Origin of the sequence: Pseudarthrobacter sp. WHRI 8279, assembly GCF_040224115.2 — a bacterium.
In the GTDB taxonomy this organism is placed as follows: Bacteria; Actinomycetota; Actinomycetes; order Actinomycetales; family Micrococcaceae; genus Arthrobacter.
The window spans coordinates 1,540,980-1,558,750 of sequence record NZ_CP168162.1 but is presented as its reverse complement, the minus strand read 5'-3'; the positions used below and the strand labels follow the sequence as shown (position 1 = coordinate 1,558,750).

The window sequence follows — 17,771 nt, the reverse complement described above, 5'->3', positions numbered from 1 at the left end:
AGCGATGAAGAGGTGGTTGGGCAAGGCTGAAACAGCACTTGGCAACCACAGCGACCGCCTGAATGCCATCAATATTTTTCCGGTGGCCGACGGCGACACCGGGACCAACCTCTACGTCACGGTGCGGGCAGCCGCCCGGGCCGTGTCCGCCGGCGGGGACCAGCCGGCCCAGATGGACGTGGGCGCCGTCCTGGCCACCGCGGGACAAGCCGCAATGGAGGAGGCCCGGGGAAACTCCGGAACACTCCTCTCGGTGTTCCTGTCTGCCGCCGCTGAACCACTCGCAGGCCACACCCGCCTGACGTCCACCCTCCTCGCAGCAGCTCTCAACCGCGCCCAGATCCGCGCCTGGTCAGCCCTCAGCGACCCCGTTCCCGGAACCATGCTCTCGGTCATGGAAGCGGCAGCCAGGGCTGCGGCCGCCGTGGACGCAGGGCAAAACGGAAACGACAGCAACCATGCCCTGGGATTGGCCCTGGATGCCGCCGTCGAAGCTGCCCTCGCAGCCGTGATCCACACCGAGGACCAACTGGCCGCCCTGACCTCCGCGCACGTGGTGGACGCCGGCGGGGTGGGAATGCTGCTGATCCTCGATTGCCTGCGCTCGGCGATCCTGGGGGAGGAACTCCAGGGCGAGCTCCTTGACGGGCTGCACGGCTACGACGTGTCGGACCCGCACATCCACACCGCCATGCCGGACGACGACGGCGTGGAAGTCATGTGCACCATCAGCCTTTCCCCGCTCAACGCAGCCACTCTCCGGCAGCGGCTGGACGAGATCGGCGAGTCAGTCATCATGAGCCAGGTGGGCAGCGGGCCTGACACCGAGGGCAACTACCGATGGCGCGTCCACGTCCATGTGCCCGAGGGGGAGCCGGCCGTCGAGATCATCAGGTCCTTCGGTGAGCCCGCCAACATCAGCATCAGCGAACTTGCCCTGCCGCGCGATCCGGCAGCGGATGCAGTGAACTCCAGCGGGCATGAGCGCTGAACTGGACCTGGCGCTGGAACGCCGGCTTGGCAAGCGTTCCGCAGCCGTCATTGAGAAACACCTGGGCATCACCACGGTGGAGGGGCTGCTTAACTATTACCCGCGCCGCTACATGAACCGCGGGGAGCTGACCCCCATCAGCGAGATCCCGCGGGACGAGGAAGTCACGCTGATTGCACGGGTCCTGTCTAGCAGCACCCGCCGCATGCAGGCGCGCCGGGGCACCATCACGGACGTTGTGGTGTCCGACGACGACGGAAAACAGGGACTACGGCTGGTAGGTGGCACCGAGTACCGCGGCAAAGCGCCCGGGACCCTCAAAATCAGCTTTTTCAACGGCTACAAGGCCCAAGCGGAACTGCTCCAGGGCCGGCTTGCGCTCTTCTCCGGCAAGGTCACCAGCTTCAAGGGATCCCTAGGCCTCACCAACCCGGACTACCAGCTCCTGGACGAGGACATGTTCAGCGACAACGGCCGCGATCCGGAAAAGATGGCCGCAATGCCCATCCCCGTGTATCCGGCCACGTCCAAGCTGCCCAGCTGGAAAATCCAGAAGGCCGTATCAACCCTGCTCGAAACCGCTGACCTCGACTCCCTGCCCGACCCCATCCCTGCCGCGATCGCAGAACGGGAGAAATTCCTGCCCATCGCCAGGGCGTACCGGCTGATCCACGAGCCGGAGTCAGCCGGTGACTGGCAGCAAGCCCGCCGCCGTTTCCGGTACCAGGAAGCCCTGGTGCTGCAGTCCGCCCTCGCCCGCCGCCGCGCCCAGCTCGCTGCGGAGGAAGCCACGGCCCGCCGGCCCGTCCCGGACGGTCTCCTGTCCCGCTTCGACGCTGACCTGCCGTTCACCCTCACGGCCGGGCAGGCCGCCGTCGGGGAGACGCTCGGGCGCGAGCTGGCCCGCGACACCCCCATGAACCGGCTCCTCCAGGGCGAAGTGGGCTCCGGCAAGACCGTCGTGGCCCTCCGGGCAATGCTGCAGGTGGTGGATGCCGGGGGCCAGGCAGCCCTGCTGGCACCCACGGAAGTCCTCGCCGCACAGCATTTCGATTCAATCCGCCGCACGCTGGGAGCCCTGTCCAGCGACGGGCTGCTGGGCGGAACGGACGGCGCCTCCGTCCAGGTCTCACTGCTCACCGGGTCCATGCCCACGGCGGCACGCCGCCAGGCGATGCTTGATGCCGCGTCCGGGACGGCGGGGATCGTCATCGGCACGCATGCCCTGCTCAGCGGCAATGTTTCGTTTTACGATCTTGGCCTTATCGTGGTGGATGAACAGCACCGTTTCGGCGTGGAGCAGCGTGACGCGCTCCGGGCCAAGGCCAGGAAGCCCCCGCACCTGCTCGTCATGACGGCCACGCCCATACCGCGCACGGTGGCCATGACCGTTTTCGGCGACCTGGAAACGTCCGTCCTGGACGAGCTGCCGGCCGGCCGGGCGCCCATCTCCACCCACCTGGTGGGGCTCGCCGAAAACCCGGCGTGGGCCGGCCGCATCTGGGCGCGGGCCCGGGAAGAGATTGACGCGGGCCACCAGGTGTACGTGGTGTGCCCCAGGATCGGAACGGACGACGACGGCGATTTCAGTCCCGGGGAGGCGGCGCCTCCGCCGGGGGACACGGAAGGCGACGGCGGGCGGGAGCTCGCATCGGTGACAGCCGTCGTCGAGCATCTGTTGGAGGAGCCGTCGTTGTCCGGCGTTCCGCTGGCGCCGCTCCATGGCCGGCAGGAGCCTGACCTGAAATTCGGGGTGATGGACGACTTTGCCGCAAACCGCATCAAGCTGCTGGTGTCCACCACCGTGATCGAGGTGGGCGTGGATGTCCACAACGCCACCCTGATGGTCATCCTTGATGCCGACAGGTTCGGGATCTCCCAGCTGCATCAGCTCCGCGGCCGCGTGGGCCGGGGAGGGCTGCCGGGCACCTGCCTGCTGGTGACCTCCCTTGAGCCGGGCCACCCCAGCAGGCGCAGGCTCGAAGCAGTGGCCGCAACAACTGACGGGTTTGCACTGTCCGAGGAGGACCTCAAGATGCGTCGCGAGGGCGACATCCTCGGTGCCTCGCAGTCAGGCGGACGCTCCACCCTGAAGCTGCTGCGGGTCCTGGAACACGGGGATGTGATTGCCCGGGCACGTGAAGATGCGCAGCAGATCGTGGGCGAAGACCCCGCCCTGGCGGCCCGCCCGGAGCTTGCCGAGGCGATAGAGAAGTACCTCAATCCGGAAAAGGAGGCGTTCCTTGAACGCGGATAGCATGGTGCGCGCCGGACAGCCTGGCTTCGCAGACAGGAGTGTTCAATGACCCGGATCATTGCGGGGGCCGCCGGCGGTTCCCCCCTCACGGCCGTTCCCGGTTCCCTGACCAGGCCCACCACGGACCGGGTCAAGGAGGCGCTCTTCTCCCGGCTTGACGCCTTCAACGCCATCGCCGGAGCCAGGGTCCTGGACCTATACGCAGGCTCAGGCTCCCTGGGGGTAGAGAGCGGCAGCAGGGGAGCCCGCACAGTCGACCTCGTGGAGTCAGACGGCAAGGCAAGCGCCGTGTGCCAGCGCAATGCCGACCTCGTCAACGGCGTCCTGGGGCGCAAGGCCGTCACCGTGCACCGTTCCAAGGTCGAACCCTTCCTGGACCGCGCCCCGGAAACCGCTGAGTGGGACCTAGTTTTCATGGACCCCCCGTACCCGCTTGAGGAAGTGGCGCTGAATGCCGCGCTCCAGAAACTGGCCCGCCACCTGTCGCCTGCCGCCGTGGTGGTGGTGGAGCGGTCGTCCCGTTCCCCGGAACCACAGTGGCCCGACGCCCTGACGCGGTTCGCAGAGAAGAAATACGGGGAAACCAGGCTTTGGTACGCGGAGCCCTACGTGCCTGACGCCATTGACGGGGACGACATTCCGGACGGGCAGGAACCGGCGGAACCCTAGCCTCTTCCGGCGCCCGTCCTGTTCATCGCCCCGGTCATCGGTCACCCCGCGAAAGGGTCCAGATCCACCCCGGCCAGGACTTTTGCCGGGTGCGGTCCACGGGCAGCCAGTTCCGCGCTCCATTCCCTGGGCCACGGGGCCTGCGTGCCCGCAAGGATAATGTTTCCGGGATAGCGGCCCTCGAACATGCCCGTTTCAGCAAAGGCAGCCACATCCGCCATGGCCTCCCGCATCTCCGCCACCTGGCTCCGGACCAGTGTGAGCCCCGGTTCGTCACCCACATTGACAATCAGCACACCGGCGGGGCTGAGCCGGTCCCGCAATTCCCGGTAGAACGCGCTGCATGCGAGGTGCGCCGGCGCCTCCGGCCCGGAGAAGATATCCAGGATGACCACGTCGAACCGGAGTTCCGGGTCCAGCCGGGCCAGTGCTTCCCGGGCGTCGCCGATGACAGTGTGGAGATCCGTGCCCTCGGGCAGGGGGAGCTGGCGCAGGACAAAGTCAAGCAGCTCGCGCTCCAGCTCCACGGCGTACTGCGCCGATCCCGGCCGGGTTGCCTGGATGTACCGGGCCAGAGTCAGTGCCCCGGCTCCCAGGTGCAGCGAGCGTACAGGATGGCCGGCAGGTGCTGCCAGGTCCACCAGGTGGCCGATCCGGCGGAGGTACTCGTAAAAGATCTCCTCCGGCCGGGCAAGGTTGACGTGGGACTGTTCGGCCCCGCCGATGCTCAGGACGTAGCTGCCCTCTGTGAAAGCATCCGGTTCGATGGACGCGTGCTGCCCCGTGGTCCGCAGGAACCGGGTCCCGCCCCCGGCGGGTATCAAAGCCTGCCCCTGAGGGAAGCGAGGCGTTCGGCAGCCTCGTGGAGGATTCCGGACTTCTTGCAGAAAGCGAACCGGAGCAGGCTTCGGGTCCGCTGCGCACCTTCGGCGTGGCAGAACACGGGCACGGGGATCGCCGCGACTCCCACCAGCGCCGGAAGCCTCCGCGCCAGGTCCACGGAGTCGGTGATGCCCAGGGGAGCAGTGTCCACGTTGACGAAGTAGGTGCCCTGCGGGGAAAAGACGTCGAACCCCGCGGCGCGGAGCCCTTCGCTCAGGATGTCGCGCTTCAGTTGCAAGGATGACGCGATGCCCTCGTAGAAGGAGTCCGGCAGGGCCAGCCCCAAGGCTATGGCCGACTGGAACGGGGTGCCCGAACTGTACGTAAGGAACTGCTTGACCGTCCGCACGCCGGCCACCAGGTCTTCCGGGCCCGTGAGCCAGCCGATCTTCCATCCTGTCAGGGAGAACGTCTTGCCCGCAGAGGAGATGGTGATGGTGCGGTCCGCGGCGCCGGGCAGGGATGCCACCGGCAAGTGGCTGACGCCGAACGTGAGGTGTTCGTAAACCTCGTCCGTGACGATGATGCTGTTGTGCCTGCGTGCCAGGTCGACGATCCGCTGCAGCACTTCCCGCGGAAATACAGCGCCGGTTGGATTGTGGGGGTTGTTCAGGAGGACAACCTTCGTCCGCGGGCTGAAGGCGGCTTCCAGCGCTGCCATGTCCGGCATGAAGTCCGGGGCCAGCAGAGGGGCGGTCACGTGGGTTGCGCCGGACAGGCCGATCACCGCGCCGTAGGAATCGTAGAAGGGCTCAAGGGTCAGAACCTCGTCGCCGGGCCCGGCGAACGCCAGGAGCGAGGCGGCAATGGCCTCGGTGGCGCCGGTAGTGATGACTACCTCGGTGGCGGGATCCGGCGACAGGCCGTAGAAGCGCTGCTGGTGGACCGCCACTGCTTCCCGCAGTTCCGGGATGCCTTTGCCGGGCGCATACTGGTTAGCGCCTGCCGAGATGGCGGACCTGGCCGCTTCCCTGATTTCCAGCGGTCCGTCCTCATCCGGAAACCCCTGGCCGAGGTTGATGGCGCCGGTCTGGACAGCAAGGGTGGTCATTTCCTCGAAGATGGTGACGCCAAGCGCCCCGCCAGGGGAGAGGAGGTTCGCTCCGAGGGCCGTGCGCTGCCAGGGAGCGGGGGCCGTGGGCGCGGAAACTTCCCGTGGTGCATGCATCCAGTCATGGTATCCCGGCCATTCCATGGGGTAGGTTCGGAGCATGAGACGCGCTGTCTGCCCCGGATCCTTCGACCCCATCCACAACGGCCATCTCGAGGTTATTGCACGTGCGGCCGGCCTCTTCGATGAGGTCATCGTGGCCGTTTCCACCAACCAGGCCAAGCAGTATAAATTCGCCCTGGCCGAGCGACTGGAAATGGCACGGGAAACCCTCGCCTCACTCAAGGGCATCGTGGTGGAACCCGTAGGGGAAGGGCTGCTGGCCGAGTACTGCCGGCAGCGCGGGGTCTCAGCCATCGTCAAAGGCCTGAGGTCATCCTCGGACTTTGACTACGAACTGCCCATGGCCACTATGAACCGCCAACTCAGCGGCGTGGAAACAGTCTTCCTGCCGGCCGAAGCTCACTACCTTCATCTGTCCTCCACCCTCATCAAGGAGGTGGCAGGCCTTGGCGGCAATGTGTCCGATTACGTGCCCCGGTCAGTGCAGCGGCGGATGCTCGCGGGCGAGCCTCCGCGCAACCAGCAGCCGAAAGGGTAGGCTTGTCCGGTACTTCGGCGCTGTGCGCCGGCCGGTTTGAGTCCCCGTGGCTCTTCAGGCTAAGATGGTACGTCGGTCATATGTTCAACAGGAGTTCTCATTAAAAGAGATGCTGGTTCGCCCTTGGCGTTCGACGTCAAGGACCTCGGGCGCAGCCCGGGAAGCATGCGGACGCTGAAGGAACATGTACCCGCACCAGGTGACCTTGGTGTGGCGCTCATTGGCGTTCAGGAAGGCTCGGATGTCGAGCTGGATCTGAGGCTTGAGGCCGTACACGAAGGAATTTTGGTATCAGGTACTGTCCTCACCGAGGTAACGGGTGAGTGCGGCCGATGCCTGGATCCCCTTGCGTATGACCTTGAGGTCAATGTGCAGGAACTTTTCTTCTATGAAGGCGTGGAGCTTTCGGACGAAGAAGATAATGAAGAGCAACGTCGAGTCGAGCACGATGTAATCGATCTTGAACCGGTGTTGCGGGACGCAGTGGTGACCGCGCTGCCGTTCCAGCCGGTGTGCCGGGAAGACTGCCAGGGCCTTTGCTCCGAATGCGGAGTTCGCCTGGAAGACGAGCCGGGGCACCACCACGAGGTCCTGGATCCTCGCTGGGCTGCCCTAGCTGATATGGCTAAGCCTGACCGGCAAAATTGATTTGTACGTGTTTGTCTAGAGAGAAATGAGTTAGCCGTGGCTGTTCCCAAGCGGAAAATGTCTCGCTCGAATACCCGCGCCCGCCGCTCCCAGTGGAAGGCGACCGCCCCCCACCTGGTGAAGACCGTCGAGAACGGCCAGGTCACCTACAGCCTGCCGCACCAGGCAAAGGTTGTCACCGACTCGGCCGGCACTGCGCTGTTCCTTGAGTACAAGGGACGCAAGGTCGCTGACGTCTAATCGGCCACTCAGGCTGACATGATGTCTTCAACTGAAGAGCTTTTGAAGCGTCTCGGTGTCTCTATTGACGCCGGGACGCTTCGTCTTGCGCTCACCCACCGTTCCTACGCCTACGAAAACGGCGGCATTCCCACGAACGAGCGCCTGGAATTCCTGGGCGACTCCATCCTGGGTTTTTCCGTCACGGACGCGCTGTACCGGGACAACCCGGACCTTCCCGAAGGCGACCTGGCCAAGCGGCGCTCCGCCGTCGTCAGCACGCGGGCGCTGGCCGGCATCGGCCGCAGCCTGGGCATTGGGGATTACATCTACCTTGGGCAGGGCGAAAAGCTCACCCAGGGCAAGAACAAAGCGTCCATCCTGGCGGACACCATGGAGGCGCTGATCGGCGCCACGTACGTCTCCAACGACATCGAGACAGCACGCCAGCTGGTCATGCGCCTGATCGGCCCGCTGCTCAAGGACGCCGCAGCCCTGGGTGCCGGGACGGACTGGAAGACCAGCATCCAGGAACTGGCCGCCAGCCGCCAGCTCGGCACCATCCACTATGCCGTGGATGGTTCCGGGCCGGACCACGCGCGGACCTTTACGGCAGTCCTGCATGTTGGCGGTACCGCTTACGGCAAGGGCTCCGGCCACTCGAAGAAGGAAGCGGAGCAGGAAGCGGCGGCCGACGCCTGGCGGGTGCTCTCCGGAGCCGGCAACCCTCCGGGGGCAGCCGCGTCTCCCGTCCCCGCCACCTAGCGCCGTGCCCGAACTTCCCGAAGTCGAAGTGGTCCGGCGCGGGCTGGTGAGCTGGGTCCGGGGACGGACCATCGACGCCGTGGAGGTGGTCGATTCACGGTCAGTCCGCCGCCACGCGCTGGGCCCCCAGGACTTCATCGGGAACCTGGAAGGCGCCACCGTCCTGGACGTTGTCCGGCGGGGCAAGTTCCTCTGGATGCCGCTCCTGGACACCAGTGCCGGCGGCTCTGCGGAAACCCCGGGCAGTGCCGGCATCCCGCAGGTGGCGCTCATGGCGCATCTGGGCATGAGCGGCCAGCTCCTGATGCAGGGCGGGGAGGTGCCGGACGAAAAGCACCTCAAAGTCCGTTTCCGGCTCAGCCCACGGGACGGCATGCCCGGGCAGTTGCGGTTCGTGGACCAGCGGATCTTCGGCGGCCTGTTCGTCACCGACCTGGTTCCAACGGACGACGGCGGCCCGGGCGGACTCGCTGAATCACCCCTTCCGCTGATCGCGGCGGAAGCGGCGCACATCGCACGGGATCCGCTGGACCCTGCATTCTCCTTCGACCTTTTCTACCGGCGTCTCCGGAAACGCAAAACGGGGCTGAAGAGGGCATTGCTGGACCAGGGCCTGATATCCGGCATCGGCAACATCTACGCCGATGAAGCCCTCTGGCGCGCCCGGCTGCACTACGCGCGGCCCACGGACACGTTGCGGCGTGCCGAGGCCGAACGGGTCCTCGCGCAGGCCCGGGAGGTCATGCTGGACGCCCTCGCCGCCGGCGGGACCAGCTTTGACTCCCTCTACGTGAACGTCAACGGCGCCTCCGGCTACTTCGACCGGTCCCTGAACGCCTATGGCCGCGAAGGCCTCGAATGCAAGCGCTGCGCCGCAGCCGGCATCTCCAGCCGCATGAAGCGCGAGCAGTTCATGAACCGCTCGTCCTACACCTGCCCTGCCTGCCAGCCCCGTCCGCGGAACGGCCGCTGGTAGCGGAAAGCTCCCGGCAGGCCGGATAAGGCTGCCGCCTACCGGGCGCGGTAGTGTCCGGCCAGCTTCGCCAGGCCCTCGTCAATGGATACTGCTGGTGCCCAGTCCAGGAGCCTGCGGGTTTCACGCTGGTCGAACCAGTGGGCGGTGGAGAGCTGCTCAGCGAGGAACCTGGTCATCGGCGGTTCCCCGGGGCGCCCGGACCGGGTCCAAAGAACTTCGATCAGCGATCCTGCTGCCCGTGCCAGGCCGCCTGGCGCCGACCAGGAGGGTGCCGGAACGCCGCCGGCGGCGCAGATGCCCGCGAGCAGCTCGCCCACAGGCCGGGGTTCACCGTTGCTGACCACGAGCGCCCGGCCGTGGATGTGCTCCATGCGGTGCAGCGCCGCGACGATGGCCGAGGCCGCGTTGTCCACATAGGTCGTATCGATCAGTGCGGCCCCGTCGTCGAGCAGCGGCAACCGGCGGCGGCGTGCACGGTCCAGTACACGTTCCACCAGCTGGGTGTCCCCGGGGCCCCAGACGATGTGCGGGCGCACCGCTGCGACCCGGAAATCCGGCGAGTCAGCTGCCAGGGCAAGAAGTTCGGCCCTGGCCTTGGTGCGCGAATATTCCCCGTGCGCCCGGTCCGGGTCCGCCGGTTCGGCGCCCAGTCCCGCTATTGCGGCCCCCGAATTGGCCACGGACGGCGAGGAAACAAAGACCACGTCCTGTGCGCCCGCCGCACGGGCCGCACGGAGCAGGCGGCGCGTGCCTTCTACATTCACGGCGTTGAATTCTGTTGCCTTGCCCGTAAAGGAGACCTTGGCCGCCAGGTGGATAATTCCCTCTGCGCCGGCAACGGCCCGGCGGACCGCGTCGTCGTCCGTGATGGACCCGGTAAGGTCCGTGGCGCCGTCGACCCCGGCGGGGCGCCGCTGGAAGGTGGTCACGGTGTGGCCCTGGCGGACCAGCAGCCGGGCCACCTCGCCGCCCAGCAGGCCGCTTGCGCCGGTGACGAGGACCCTCACGGCCTGCCCGCCCGCCCGCCGGCCAGCACCGCACCAGCCCACAGGGAGAGGCGGGTGCGGTCGATCTTGGCGTTGTGGCGGATGTCGGTGGGTTGGGCGGGAACAACCAGGACGGCGGAGACGCTGACGCCCGCCGCACGGGCCGCTTCCCGGACCCGCGCTGCCAGTTGCGGCGCGGCAGGGCCGGCGCGGCGGGTGCGCGGCACAGTCTCGACGACGGCCACCACGGCCTGCGTCCCGGAAGGGCCGACACCGGTGACGGCGGCCAGCCCGACGCCGTCCAGCCTTTCGATGGCCTGTTCGGGGCCAACCGGTGTCACAACGGTGTTCGGCGCGGTCACCACATGTGCCAGGCGTCCCTCCACCCAGAGCCGCCCGGCACTGTCGAAGTGCCCGACGTCGCCGGTGCGGTGCCACCCAGCCGTGCGGCTGCTCTCGCGCTGGGTCAGCCAGAGCCTGTCGTAGGTTTCCTTCACATGCGGGGCGCTCACCAGGATCTCCCCGGTGACTCCCGGCTCCGTGACGGGGATGTTGCCGGGGGCGGTGCCGTCCGCGGCAAGCGGAATGACGGCGACGCGGGCGCCGTGCACCGGAAGCCCCACGCACACGCCATTGCCCGCTCCTGCCATGTTTCCGGCGGCAGCGTCTGCGGCGGCGGTACGGATCTGTTCAAGGCTGATGTCCGTGACGGGCAGTGCCTCGGTCATTCCATAGGGGGTGTGCAGCGAGGCACGGGGCACCAGCCGCTGCATCTCCGCAAGGAGCGGCTCGGGTACGGGGGCGCCGGCCGAGAGGAGCAGCTCCACGCGGCCCAGGGCCTGCCGGCCGGCGGGACCCATGCTGTTTTGGGTGGCGAGGACGTTGCGCAGTGCCGCGGGGGAGGCGAAGACCACGGTGGCATTGATGGCCGCAGCGGCATCCGCGAGTGCGCGGGCTGTCAGGGTCCGCGGTGCGGTGACGTCCATGGCTGGCGTCACGGAGACGGCCCCCAGGGCCGGTCCCAGCAGCGCGAAGGGCGCGAACCCGGCCACCACGCGCCCGCCGGGACGGATCCCCAGCGTCGCGGCAACGCTGTCCCGCATGGCCGCCAGCCGCCGCTGCGTGTACACCACGCCCTTGGCGGGTCCGGTGGATCCGGAGGTGAAGAGCACCGCCGCGGGCGCATCCGGGTCCGGGTCCTGAGGCGCCGGCGCCGTTCCGGCGGGGACGCTGCCCCGGCGGGCCAGTGCGGCGAGGGAGGTCTCGACGGCGAGGAGCCGGCGGCGGGCAGCCGGCAGGTCCTTCACACTGATGCGGCGCCCCGGCCAGCCGAGCACCGATGCTGCGGCGAGGGCCTTGTCGATGCCGATAAGGAAGTCCGGGGCGGCGCCTTTGACGGCGCGGCTGAGGCCGCGGGTGCCGAGTCCGGCGTCCGCGACCACCACCACTGCGCCCACCCGGAGGCAGGCGTAAAGGACCACTGTCAGGTCCACGCCGGGTGGAACCATGAGGCTCACCCGGCTGCCCGTCCGCACGCCCGCCTGCCTGAGTCCGGTGGCGAGGGCGGCGATCCGCTGTTCAAGCTCCTGCCAGCTGAGGGCACGGGAGACACTTCCGTCCGCAGCCATCTCGGCGACGGCGGTGTCCCCGCCGGCCGGTCCTGCAGCGAGCTGCGTCAGCGGCGCCCACAGGGGAGTGAAGCCGGTGCCGGAATCTACCGCAGGGGAAGACACAGCAGAAGAGGGCACAGCAGGCGAGGGCGCAGGAGTGTAGGGCACAGCACGGGCAGGCGCAGGAAGCGAGGGCGTGGCATGGGGAGGTGCTGCAGGGGACTGGGCAGCCGGCGGCGGACCACCCGCGGACACCGTCCCGGCACCGACAGGTGTCCTGTCCCCGCCGTACCCGGCGAGCCAGTCGAAGACGGGACCGGCAATATCCCGGTCTTCCGGGACCAGGTGGCCCGCACCTTCGAAGCGGTGCACTTTCGCGTCCGGCAGGCGCCCGATCAGGTCCTTGAGGTAGCGGTCCGAAAAGATCGGGTCCCGCGGTCCCCAAAGCAGCAGCGCCGGAACGTGCAACCCGGACAGCCCGTCGGCGACTCGGCTGAGCGCGGCAAAGCTTGCATGGGACGCGTCGGCGGGGATGTCCGCGACGAAGTTCCCCACACCCTCGCGGCGGCCGGCGCCCACATAGGGGGCCATGAACGCGCGGCGGACCTCGGGGGCAAGCGGCGGGCGGGCCAGGGAATGGGTCACCCGCAGGAAAGCGTCCGACGTCGTTGTGCCCCACCTGTGCACCGCGGGGTGCAGGGCGAGCCGCAGCGCCGGTGGGATGGGCGAGCCCGGAGGCTGGTGGACGGCTGTGTTGGTCAGCACCACGCCGGCGAGCTGCTGCGGATGGGCCAGCGCCCAGCCAAGGCTGACCACGCCGCCCCAGTCGTGGCCGACGGTGACTACCGGGCCGTCCAGCTCCAGCGCATCGGTGAGGTCGCCGAGATCATTGATCCGGTCCGCCAGCCGCCGGAACGTCCCGGTCCGCTCCGAGAAGCCCATGTCCAACTGGTCCACGGCCACAACGCGCCAGGGCTGTTCTACACGGGATCCGGCGGCCAGCAGCGTCCGCCACAGGTAGGACCAGGTCGGGTTGCCGTGCACGCACAGCAGGGTGCCGGCGGGAGCCAGGCCGCGCCGGGACAGTTGCGGCCCGTTGTCCAGCAGGTGCCAGCGGCGTACCGTTCCGGGGTCATCCGCGGCAGAGGTGGACGGCACGCCGATTTCGCGCGACCATTCCGGGTCGACGCCTGTCCAGTCTGCGGTTACCAAACGATTTCCACCATGGCGGTGTTGAGGCCGGAACCGACGCCCATGCACAGCACGCGGTCCCCTTCGTCAAGGTTCTGCGCTTCGGCGGCCAGGGTCATCGGCAGGGACGCGGGCCCTACATTGCCCCAGTGCGGGAAAGTGATGGGCACCTTGTCCGGGTCCAGGTCGATAGCGTCAACGATGGCCTGGGTGTACGCCGTGCTCACCTGGTGCGTGACATAACGGTCCATCGAGCCCCAGTCCCACTCCGGCTGGGCCTCGTGCCACGCGTCAAGCACGAGCTGCAGGCCGCCGTCGAGCAGGCCTTTCGTGTCGGTGGCCATGCCGTCGATGCCACCCACGCACAGCTCATGGTGCTCCGTGCCGGCCCGCATCACGCCACCCAGGATCCGGTGTGCCCCCGGGTGTTCATCCGCCGGCCCAAGGACCGCAGCAGCGGCCCCGGAGCCCAGGGTAAGCGTGGCGAACTCGCGGTTGAAGTCCTCCCGGGTTGTCTCCGGCCGCTGCAGCCTGGCCAGGGTTGCCTCCTGTGTGGCCTGGGCATCCTCACCGTTGACGATCACCGCGTACTTGATCTGGCCGGAGTCGATCATGTTGGCGGCCAAGGTCATGCCGTTGACGAACCCGAGGCAGGCGTTGGCGACGTCGAAGTTCATGGCGGAGGAGGGTAGGCCCAGCCCGTGGTGTACCTTGACCGCGACGGACGGTTCGAGGTTCCGCCGCGTCACGGACGTGTTGATCAGCAGCCCCACCTCGGATGCTTCGATGCCGGAATCGGCCAGGGCCTTTGCGCCCGCCTCAATGGCGGCGTCGTCAAACGAGGTCCCGGGGGCCCACCACCGGCGGTGCGTGACACCGGCCACCCGTTCGAGCAGCCTGGGCGGGAATTTCAACCGGCGCAGGGTGGACGCCAGCCGGTGGTCGAATTCCGTGGAACTGACAATCCGCGGAGCCTGGACGCCGATCACCGAGAGTAGAGCGGTGTTGCGGTGCCGGAATGTTGCATTCCCTGTCAAATCAAGCCTCTGTTCGTGTCCGTCCTGTGCTGTGGCGGGTAGCCGCCCCCTTTGCACAAAGCCCAAGGACTAATCATGCCCGGTGCCGGTCCATTCCTGCACATGCCCAGCAGGACATCCGGCCCGGCCCGGCCGGGCTTCTGCGCGAAAATGTCCCGGCCCCGCAGTAGATTGTAAGTATCCGTGGCTGTCCCCACCATCCGCGTCCGCCGAGCAGGAGAACCGAAACGCCTTGCACCTCAAAAGCCTTACCGTCCGGGGGTTCAAGTCATTCGCGTCCGCCACCACCTTCGATTTCGAGCCTGGGGTTACCGCGGTGGTTGGCCCCAACGGATCCGGAAAATCCAACGTGGTGGACGCGCTGGCCTGGGTTATGGGGGAGCAGGGTGCCAAGACCCTTCGCGGCGGAAAGATGGAGGACGTCATCTTCGCCGGCACCTCGGGTCGGCCGCCCCTTGGCCGGGCCCACGTGTCCCTGACCATCGACAACACCGACGGCGCCCTGCCCATCGAGTACAGCGAAGTGACCATCTCGCGGACCCTGTTCCGCTCGGGCGGCTCCGAGTACGCCATCAACGGTGCAGGCTGCCGCCTGCTGGATATCCAGGAACTGCTCTCCGATTCCGGCCTCGGCCGCGAGATGCACGTCATAGTGGGACAGGGCCAGCTTGACCGGGTCCTGCACGCCACGCCGGAGGACCGCCGGGGCTTTATCGAGGAAGCGGCAGGCATCCTGAAGCACCGCCGGCGCAAGGAACGAACGGTGCGCAAGCTGGACGCCATGCAGGCCAACCTGCAGCGCCTCAATGACCTCACCGGAGAAATCCGCCGCCAGCTCACACCCTTGGGAAAACAGGCCGAAGTGGCCCGCCGGGCCCAGCGCGTGCAGTTCGATGTCCGTGATGCCCGCGCCCGCCTCCTGGCAGATGATCTCGTCCAGCTTCAGCTGGCCCTGGAAAAGGACGTAGCGGACGAGGCTGCCCTGAAGGAACGCCGGACGGTCGCTGCCGGGCAGCTGGAGGCCGGCCGCAGGCAGCAGGCGGCCCTGGAACAACGCGCAGCTGAAGCAACCCCCCAGCTGAACGCCGCCAGGGACACCTGGTACCGCTTGTCCGCCACCAGGGAACGCCTGCGGTCCCTGGGTTCGTTGGCGCAGGAACGCAACAGCCTCCTGGGTTCTGTGGAGGCCCCGGCGCCCGGCCGTGATCCGGAACAGCTGGAACGCCAGGCCGCCAGGGTCCGTGAGGAACTTGCCGAACTCGAGCGTGGCATCCTGGACCGGCGAGCCGCCCTTGAGGCAGCCTCAGCGGACAAGGCTGAAGCGGAACGCGCCGCCCTGGAAGAGGACAAGCGGCTCACCGCAGAACTCCGTGCGGCAGCCGACCGGCGTGAGGGACTGGCCCGCCTGGCCGGCCAGGTGGCAGCGGCAAGGTCACGGGTGGAATCCGCCCAGGCGGAACTGGGCAGGCTGCGCGAATCACTTGCCGCAGGAACCGAGCGGCGGGCCCGTGCCCAGGCCGAATTCACTGCCCTGGAAAACCAGGTGGCGGGCGTGGAGGAAGGGGAGGAATCCCTCGACGCCGACTACGAGGCCGCCAGTGAGGCCCTTGACACGGTGATCCAGAAGATCGAGGGCCTCCGGGCAGCTGTCAGCGAGGGGGTCCGCAAGCGGGATGCCTTGGTGGCGCGGCGGGATGCCCTGAAGCTGGGCCTCGAACGGAAGGACGGCGCCAGCCACGCCCTGCACGCAGGCCTCGATGGGATCCAGGGATCCCTGGCAGCGCACCTGGCCGTGACACCGGGCTTCGAGACCGCCATCGCCGCTGTCTTGGGCGAGGCGTCCGAGGCAGTCCTGGTGCAGGATGCGGCCACCGCTGTTGCCGTGATCCAGCTTCTTAAGGACAACGACGCCGGGCGGGCGTCGCTGCTCGTCGCCGCGGCGGAGGCCACGGCGGGAAAGGCGGTGGACGCCACAGCGGCCCTCCCAGCGGGGGCCCGCTGGGCAACGGACCTCGTCACGTGCCCTTCCCCCTGGACACCCCTCGTGGCGCACCTGCTGTACGGCACCGCCGTCGTGCCCGACATCCAGGCTGCGTCCGCCCTGGTGGCGGCCCACCCGGAACTGACTGCCGTGACCCGGGCCGGAGATATTTTCGCGGCCCTGTCAGCCACCGGCGGCTCGGCGAAGGCGCCGTCCCTCCTGGAGGTGCAGGCCGCAGTGGACGACGCCGAGAGCGAGCTTGCCGGGGTCACCGCGGGCCTGGAGCGGGACAGGTTCGCCCTGGCCGGCGCCGAGGCGCAACGCGCCGAGGCGCAGGAGCGCGCCGACGCCGCACTGGACAGGCTGCATGACTCGGATGCCAGGCTGGCCGCCGTCGCAGAACGCCTGGGCCACCTGAACTCCGTCCTTCGCAGCGCGGTCGGGGAAAGCGACCGCCTCGCAGCATCCCTGGCCAAAGCCGAGGAAAACGTTGCCGCAGAGGAGCAGGCGCTCGCTGCCGTCACCGCACGCCTGGCGGCAGCCCAGGCAGTCCCGCTGGAACAGGAGCCCTCCACCGGGCACCGAGATGCGCTGGCACTGGCTGCCTCACACGCCCGGAGCGCCGAGGTCGAGGCGCGGCTGTCGCTCCGCAGCGCCGAAGAGCAACTCACGGCCACTAGGAACCGCGCCGCTTCCCTGGAGCGCGCAGCCGCCACGGAACGCAGGGCACGCGAGGAAGCTGCCGAACGGGCCCGGGTCCGCCGCATCAAGGCGCGGCGGGCTGCTGCCGTTTCCGCAGCCGCCGGCCTGGCACTCCGCTATGTGGACGTATCGGTGGACCTGGCGCAGCATGAGCGGGACCTGGCGGAAGAGAACCGGGAGCAGAGGGACCGGGAGCTCGCGGAGATCCGGACCGCAAACGAAGTGCTGGCCCGTGAACTCGCCGACCTCACGGACAACGTCCACCGTGACGAGCTCGCCCGGACCCAGCAGAAGGCACGGATCGAAGCCCTGGAAAGCCGGTCCATCGACGAGCTGGGGATAACCCCGGACGCCCTGGTGGCCGAGTTCGGGCCGGACGTCCCGGTTCCGGTTCCCGTCGGGGAGAGCGGGGACAAGTGGGCGGCCCTTCGCGCCCCGGTGGACCACACCGGCGCGGACATCGTCGAGGGAAAGCCCTACGTCAGGGCCGAGCAGGAAAAACGCCTGCGGAAAGCGGAGCGGGACCTCGCCGGCCTGGGCAAGGTCAACCCCCTGGCGCTGGAGGAATTCGCCGCGCTGGAGGAGCGCCACCAGTTCCTGAGCAGCCAGCTGGAGGACCTGAAGGCCAGCCGAAAGGACCTCCTGGACATCATCAAGGAAGTGGATGACCGGGTCCAGCGGGTCTTCACGGAGGCGTTCGAGGACACCCAGGCCCAGTTCACCAGGGTCTTCGCCAGGCTCTTCCCGGGCGGCGAAGGGCGGCTGGTCCTCACCGACCCCGCCGATATGCTCACCACCGGCATCGAGGTGGAGGCCCGCCCTGCCGGCAAGAAGATCAAGCGGCTTTCGCTCCTGTCTGGCGGCGAACGCTCACTGACCGCGGTGGCCCTGCTCGTGGCAATCTTCAAGGCGCGGCCTTCACCTTTCTACGTTATGGACGAGGTGGAAGCTGCGCTGGACGACACCAACCTGGGCCGGCTTATCACGATCTTCGAAGAACTCCGGGAATCCAGCCAGCTCATCGTCATCACCCACCAGAAGCGGACCATGGAGGTCGCCGACGCCCTGTACGGCGTCACCATGCGCGGCGACGGCGTCTCCACCGTGATCAGCCAGAGGCTGGGGGCCGAGGTCTGACCCGGCCG

14 protein-coding genes are annotated in these 17,771 nt (G+C 68.1%); 9 read left to right on the top strand and 5 right to left on the bottom strand.

Annotated elements, in window-relative coordinates:
- Positions 1-4 precede the first annotated feature (4 nt).
- From ABRP28_RS07080 to rsmD, 3 genes are read left to right on the top strand one after another with little or no spacing between them, the layout of a single operon-like run.
- The gene (locus tag ABRP28_RS07080) at positions 5-991 is read left to right on the top strand and encodes a DAK2 domain-containing protein (RefSeq protein ID WP_350002589.1); all 987 of its coding nucleotides are present in this window, start codon (positions 5-7) and stop codon (positions 989-991) included.
- The gene (locus ABRP28_RS07075) at positions 981-3,248 is read left to right on the top strand and encodes an ATP-dependent DNA helicase RecG (RefSeq protein WP_350002588.1); all 2,268 of its coding nucleotides are present in this window, start codon (positions 981-983) and stop codon (positions 3,246-3,248) included. Before ABRP28_RS07080 ends, ABRP28_RS07075 begins: the two co-directional genes overlap by 11 nt.
- Before the next feature lie 45 nt (positions 3,249-3,293).
- The gene (gene rsmD / locus ABRP28_RS07070) at positions 3,294-3,917 is read left to right on the top strand and encodes a 16S rRNA (guanine(966)-N(2))-methyltransferase RsmD (protein WP_350002587.1); all 624 of its coding nucleotides are present in this window, start codon (positions 3,294-3,296) and stop codon (positions 3,915-3,917) included.
- A 41-nt stretch (positions 3,918-3,958) separates the two neighbouring features.
- Here rsmD and ABRP28_RS07065 read toward each other — a convergent pair whose 3' ends face one another.
- Together ABRP28_RS07065 and ABRP28_RS07060 are read right to left on the bottom strand one after the other, a co-directional pair.
- Positions 3,959-4,741 carry a fused MFS/spermidine synthase gene (locus tag ABRP28_RS07065; RefSeq protein WP_350002586.1) on the bottom strand — a complete coding sequence of 261 codons (783 nt, stop codon included), beginning with the start codon at positions 4,739-4,741 and terminating at the stop codon, positions 3,959-3,961.
- On the bottom strand, positions 4,738-5,967 hold the full coding sequence (locus tag ABRP28_RS07060) for an aminotransferase class I/II-fold pyridoxal phosphate-dependent enzyme (protein ID WP_350002585.1): 1,230 nt from the start codon (positions 5,965-5,967) through the stop codon (positions 4,738-4,740). Before ABRP28_RS07060 ends, ABRP28_RS07065 begins: the two co-directional genes overlap by 4 nt.
- 43 nt (positions 5,968-6,010) lie before the next feature.
- Here ABRP28_RS07060 and coaD point away from each other — a divergent pair, with 43 nt between their 5' ends.
- The 5 genes from coaD (at position 6,011) to mutM (ending at position 9,119) form a co-directional block, all read left to right on the top strand.
- Positions 6,011-6,511 (top strand): pantetheine-phosphate adenylyltransferase, encoded by a 501-nt coding sequence (gene coaD / locus ABRP28_RS07055; protein WP_350002584.1) that lies wholly within the window; start codon positions 6,011-6,013, stop codon positions 6,509-6,511.
- 123 nt (positions 6,512-6,634) lie between these two features.
- Positions 6,635-7,159 carry a DUF177 domain-containing protein gene (locus ABRP28_RS07050; RefSeq protein WP_082874416.1) on the top strand — a complete coding sequence of 175 codons (525 nt, stop codon included), beginning with the start codon at positions 6,635-6,637 and terminating at the stop codon, positions 7,157-7,159.
- 36 nt (positions 7,160-7,195) lie between these two features.
- On the top strand, positions 7,196-7,399 hold the full coding sequence (rpmF, locus tag ABRP28_RS07045) for a 50S ribosomal protein L32 (protein WP_009356569.1): 204 nt from the start codon (positions 7,196-7,198) through the stop codon (positions 7,397-7,399).
- Positions 7,400-7,420: 21 nt separating this feature from the next.
- Positions 7,421-8,143, top strand: coding sequence for a ribonuclease III (gene rnc / locus ABRP28_RS07040; protein WP_350002583.1), 723 nt, complete (start codon positions 7,421-7,423; stop codon positions 8,141-8,143).
- Positions 8,144-8,147: 4 nt separating this feature from the next.
- Positions 8,148-9,119, top strand: coding sequence for a bifunctional DNA-formamidopyrimidine glycosylase/DNA-(apurinic or apyrimidinic site) lyase (gene mutM / locus ABRP28_RS07035; protein WP_350002582.1), 972 nt, complete (start codon positions 8,148-8,150; stop codon positions 9,117-9,119).
- A 35-nt stretch (positions 9,120-9,154) separates the two neighbouring features.
- Here mutM and ABRP28_RS07030 read toward each other — a convergent pair whose 3' ends face one another.
- The 3 genes from ABRP28_RS07030 to ABRP28_RS07020 are packed head-to-tail and all read right to left on the bottom strand — an operon-like array spanning position 9,155 to position 13,943.
- Entirely contained in the window at positions 9,155-10,126 is a 972-nt protein-coding gene (locus ABRP28_RS07030; RefSeq protein ID WP_350002581.1) for an NAD-dependent epimerase/dehydratase family protein, read from the bottom strand.
- Positions 10,123-12,927: an alpha/beta fold hydrolase gene (locus ABRP28_RS07025; protein WP_350002580.1), complete on the bottom strand. Its 2,805-nt coding sequence runs from the start codon at positions 12,925-12,927 to the stop codon at positions 10,123-10,125. Before ABRP28_RS07025 ends, ABRP28_RS07030 begins: the two co-directional genes overlap by 4 nt.
- A complete protein-coding gene (locus ABRP28_RS07020) occupies positions 12,921-13,943 on the bottom strand; it encodes a 3-oxoacyl-ACP synthase III (protein ID WP_350002579.1) in 1,023 nt (340 codons plus the stop codon). Before ABRP28_RS07020 ends, ABRP28_RS07025 begins: the two co-directional genes overlap by 7 nt.
- A gap of 232 nt (positions 13,944-14,175) precedes the next feature.
- Between ABRP28_RS07020 and smc the strand changes: the two genes are divergently transcribed.
- Positions 14,176-17,763: a chromosome segregation protein SMC gene (gene smc / locus ABRP28_RS07015; RefSeq protein WP_350002578.1), complete on the top strand. Its 3,588-nt coding sequence runs from the start codon at positions 14,176-14,178 to the stop codon at positions 17,761-17,763.
- Positions 17,764-17,771: the final 8 nt, after the last annotated feature.

What these genes read in the sequence shown, in the direction of transcription:
- ABRP28_RS07080 (WP_350002589.1), top strand. Translation starts at nt 5, where the DNA reads ATGAAGAGGTGGTTGGGCAAGGCTGAAACAGCACTTGGCAACCACAGC.
- ABRP28_RS07075 (WP_350002588.1), top strand. Translation starts at nt 981, where the DNA reads ATGAGCGCTGAACTGGACCTGGCGCTGGAACGCCGGCTTGGCAAGCGT.
- rsmD (WP_350002587.1), top strand. Translation starts at nt 3,294, where the DNA reads ATGACCCGGATCATTGCGGGGGCCGCCGGCGGTTCCCCCCTCACGGCC.
- coaD (WP_350002584.1), top strand. Translation starts at nt 6,011, where the DNA reads ATGAGACGCGCTGTCTGCCCCGGATCCTTCGACCCCATCCACAACGGC.
- ABRP28_RS07060 (WP_350002585.1), bottom strand. Translation starts at nt 5,967, where the DNA reads ATGCATGCACCACGGGAAGTTTCCGCGCCCACGGCCCCCGCTCCCTGG.
- rnc (WP_350002583.1), top strand. Translation starts at nt 7,421, where the DNA reads ATGTCTTCAACTGAAGAGCTTTTGAAGCGTCTCGGTGTCTCTATTGAC.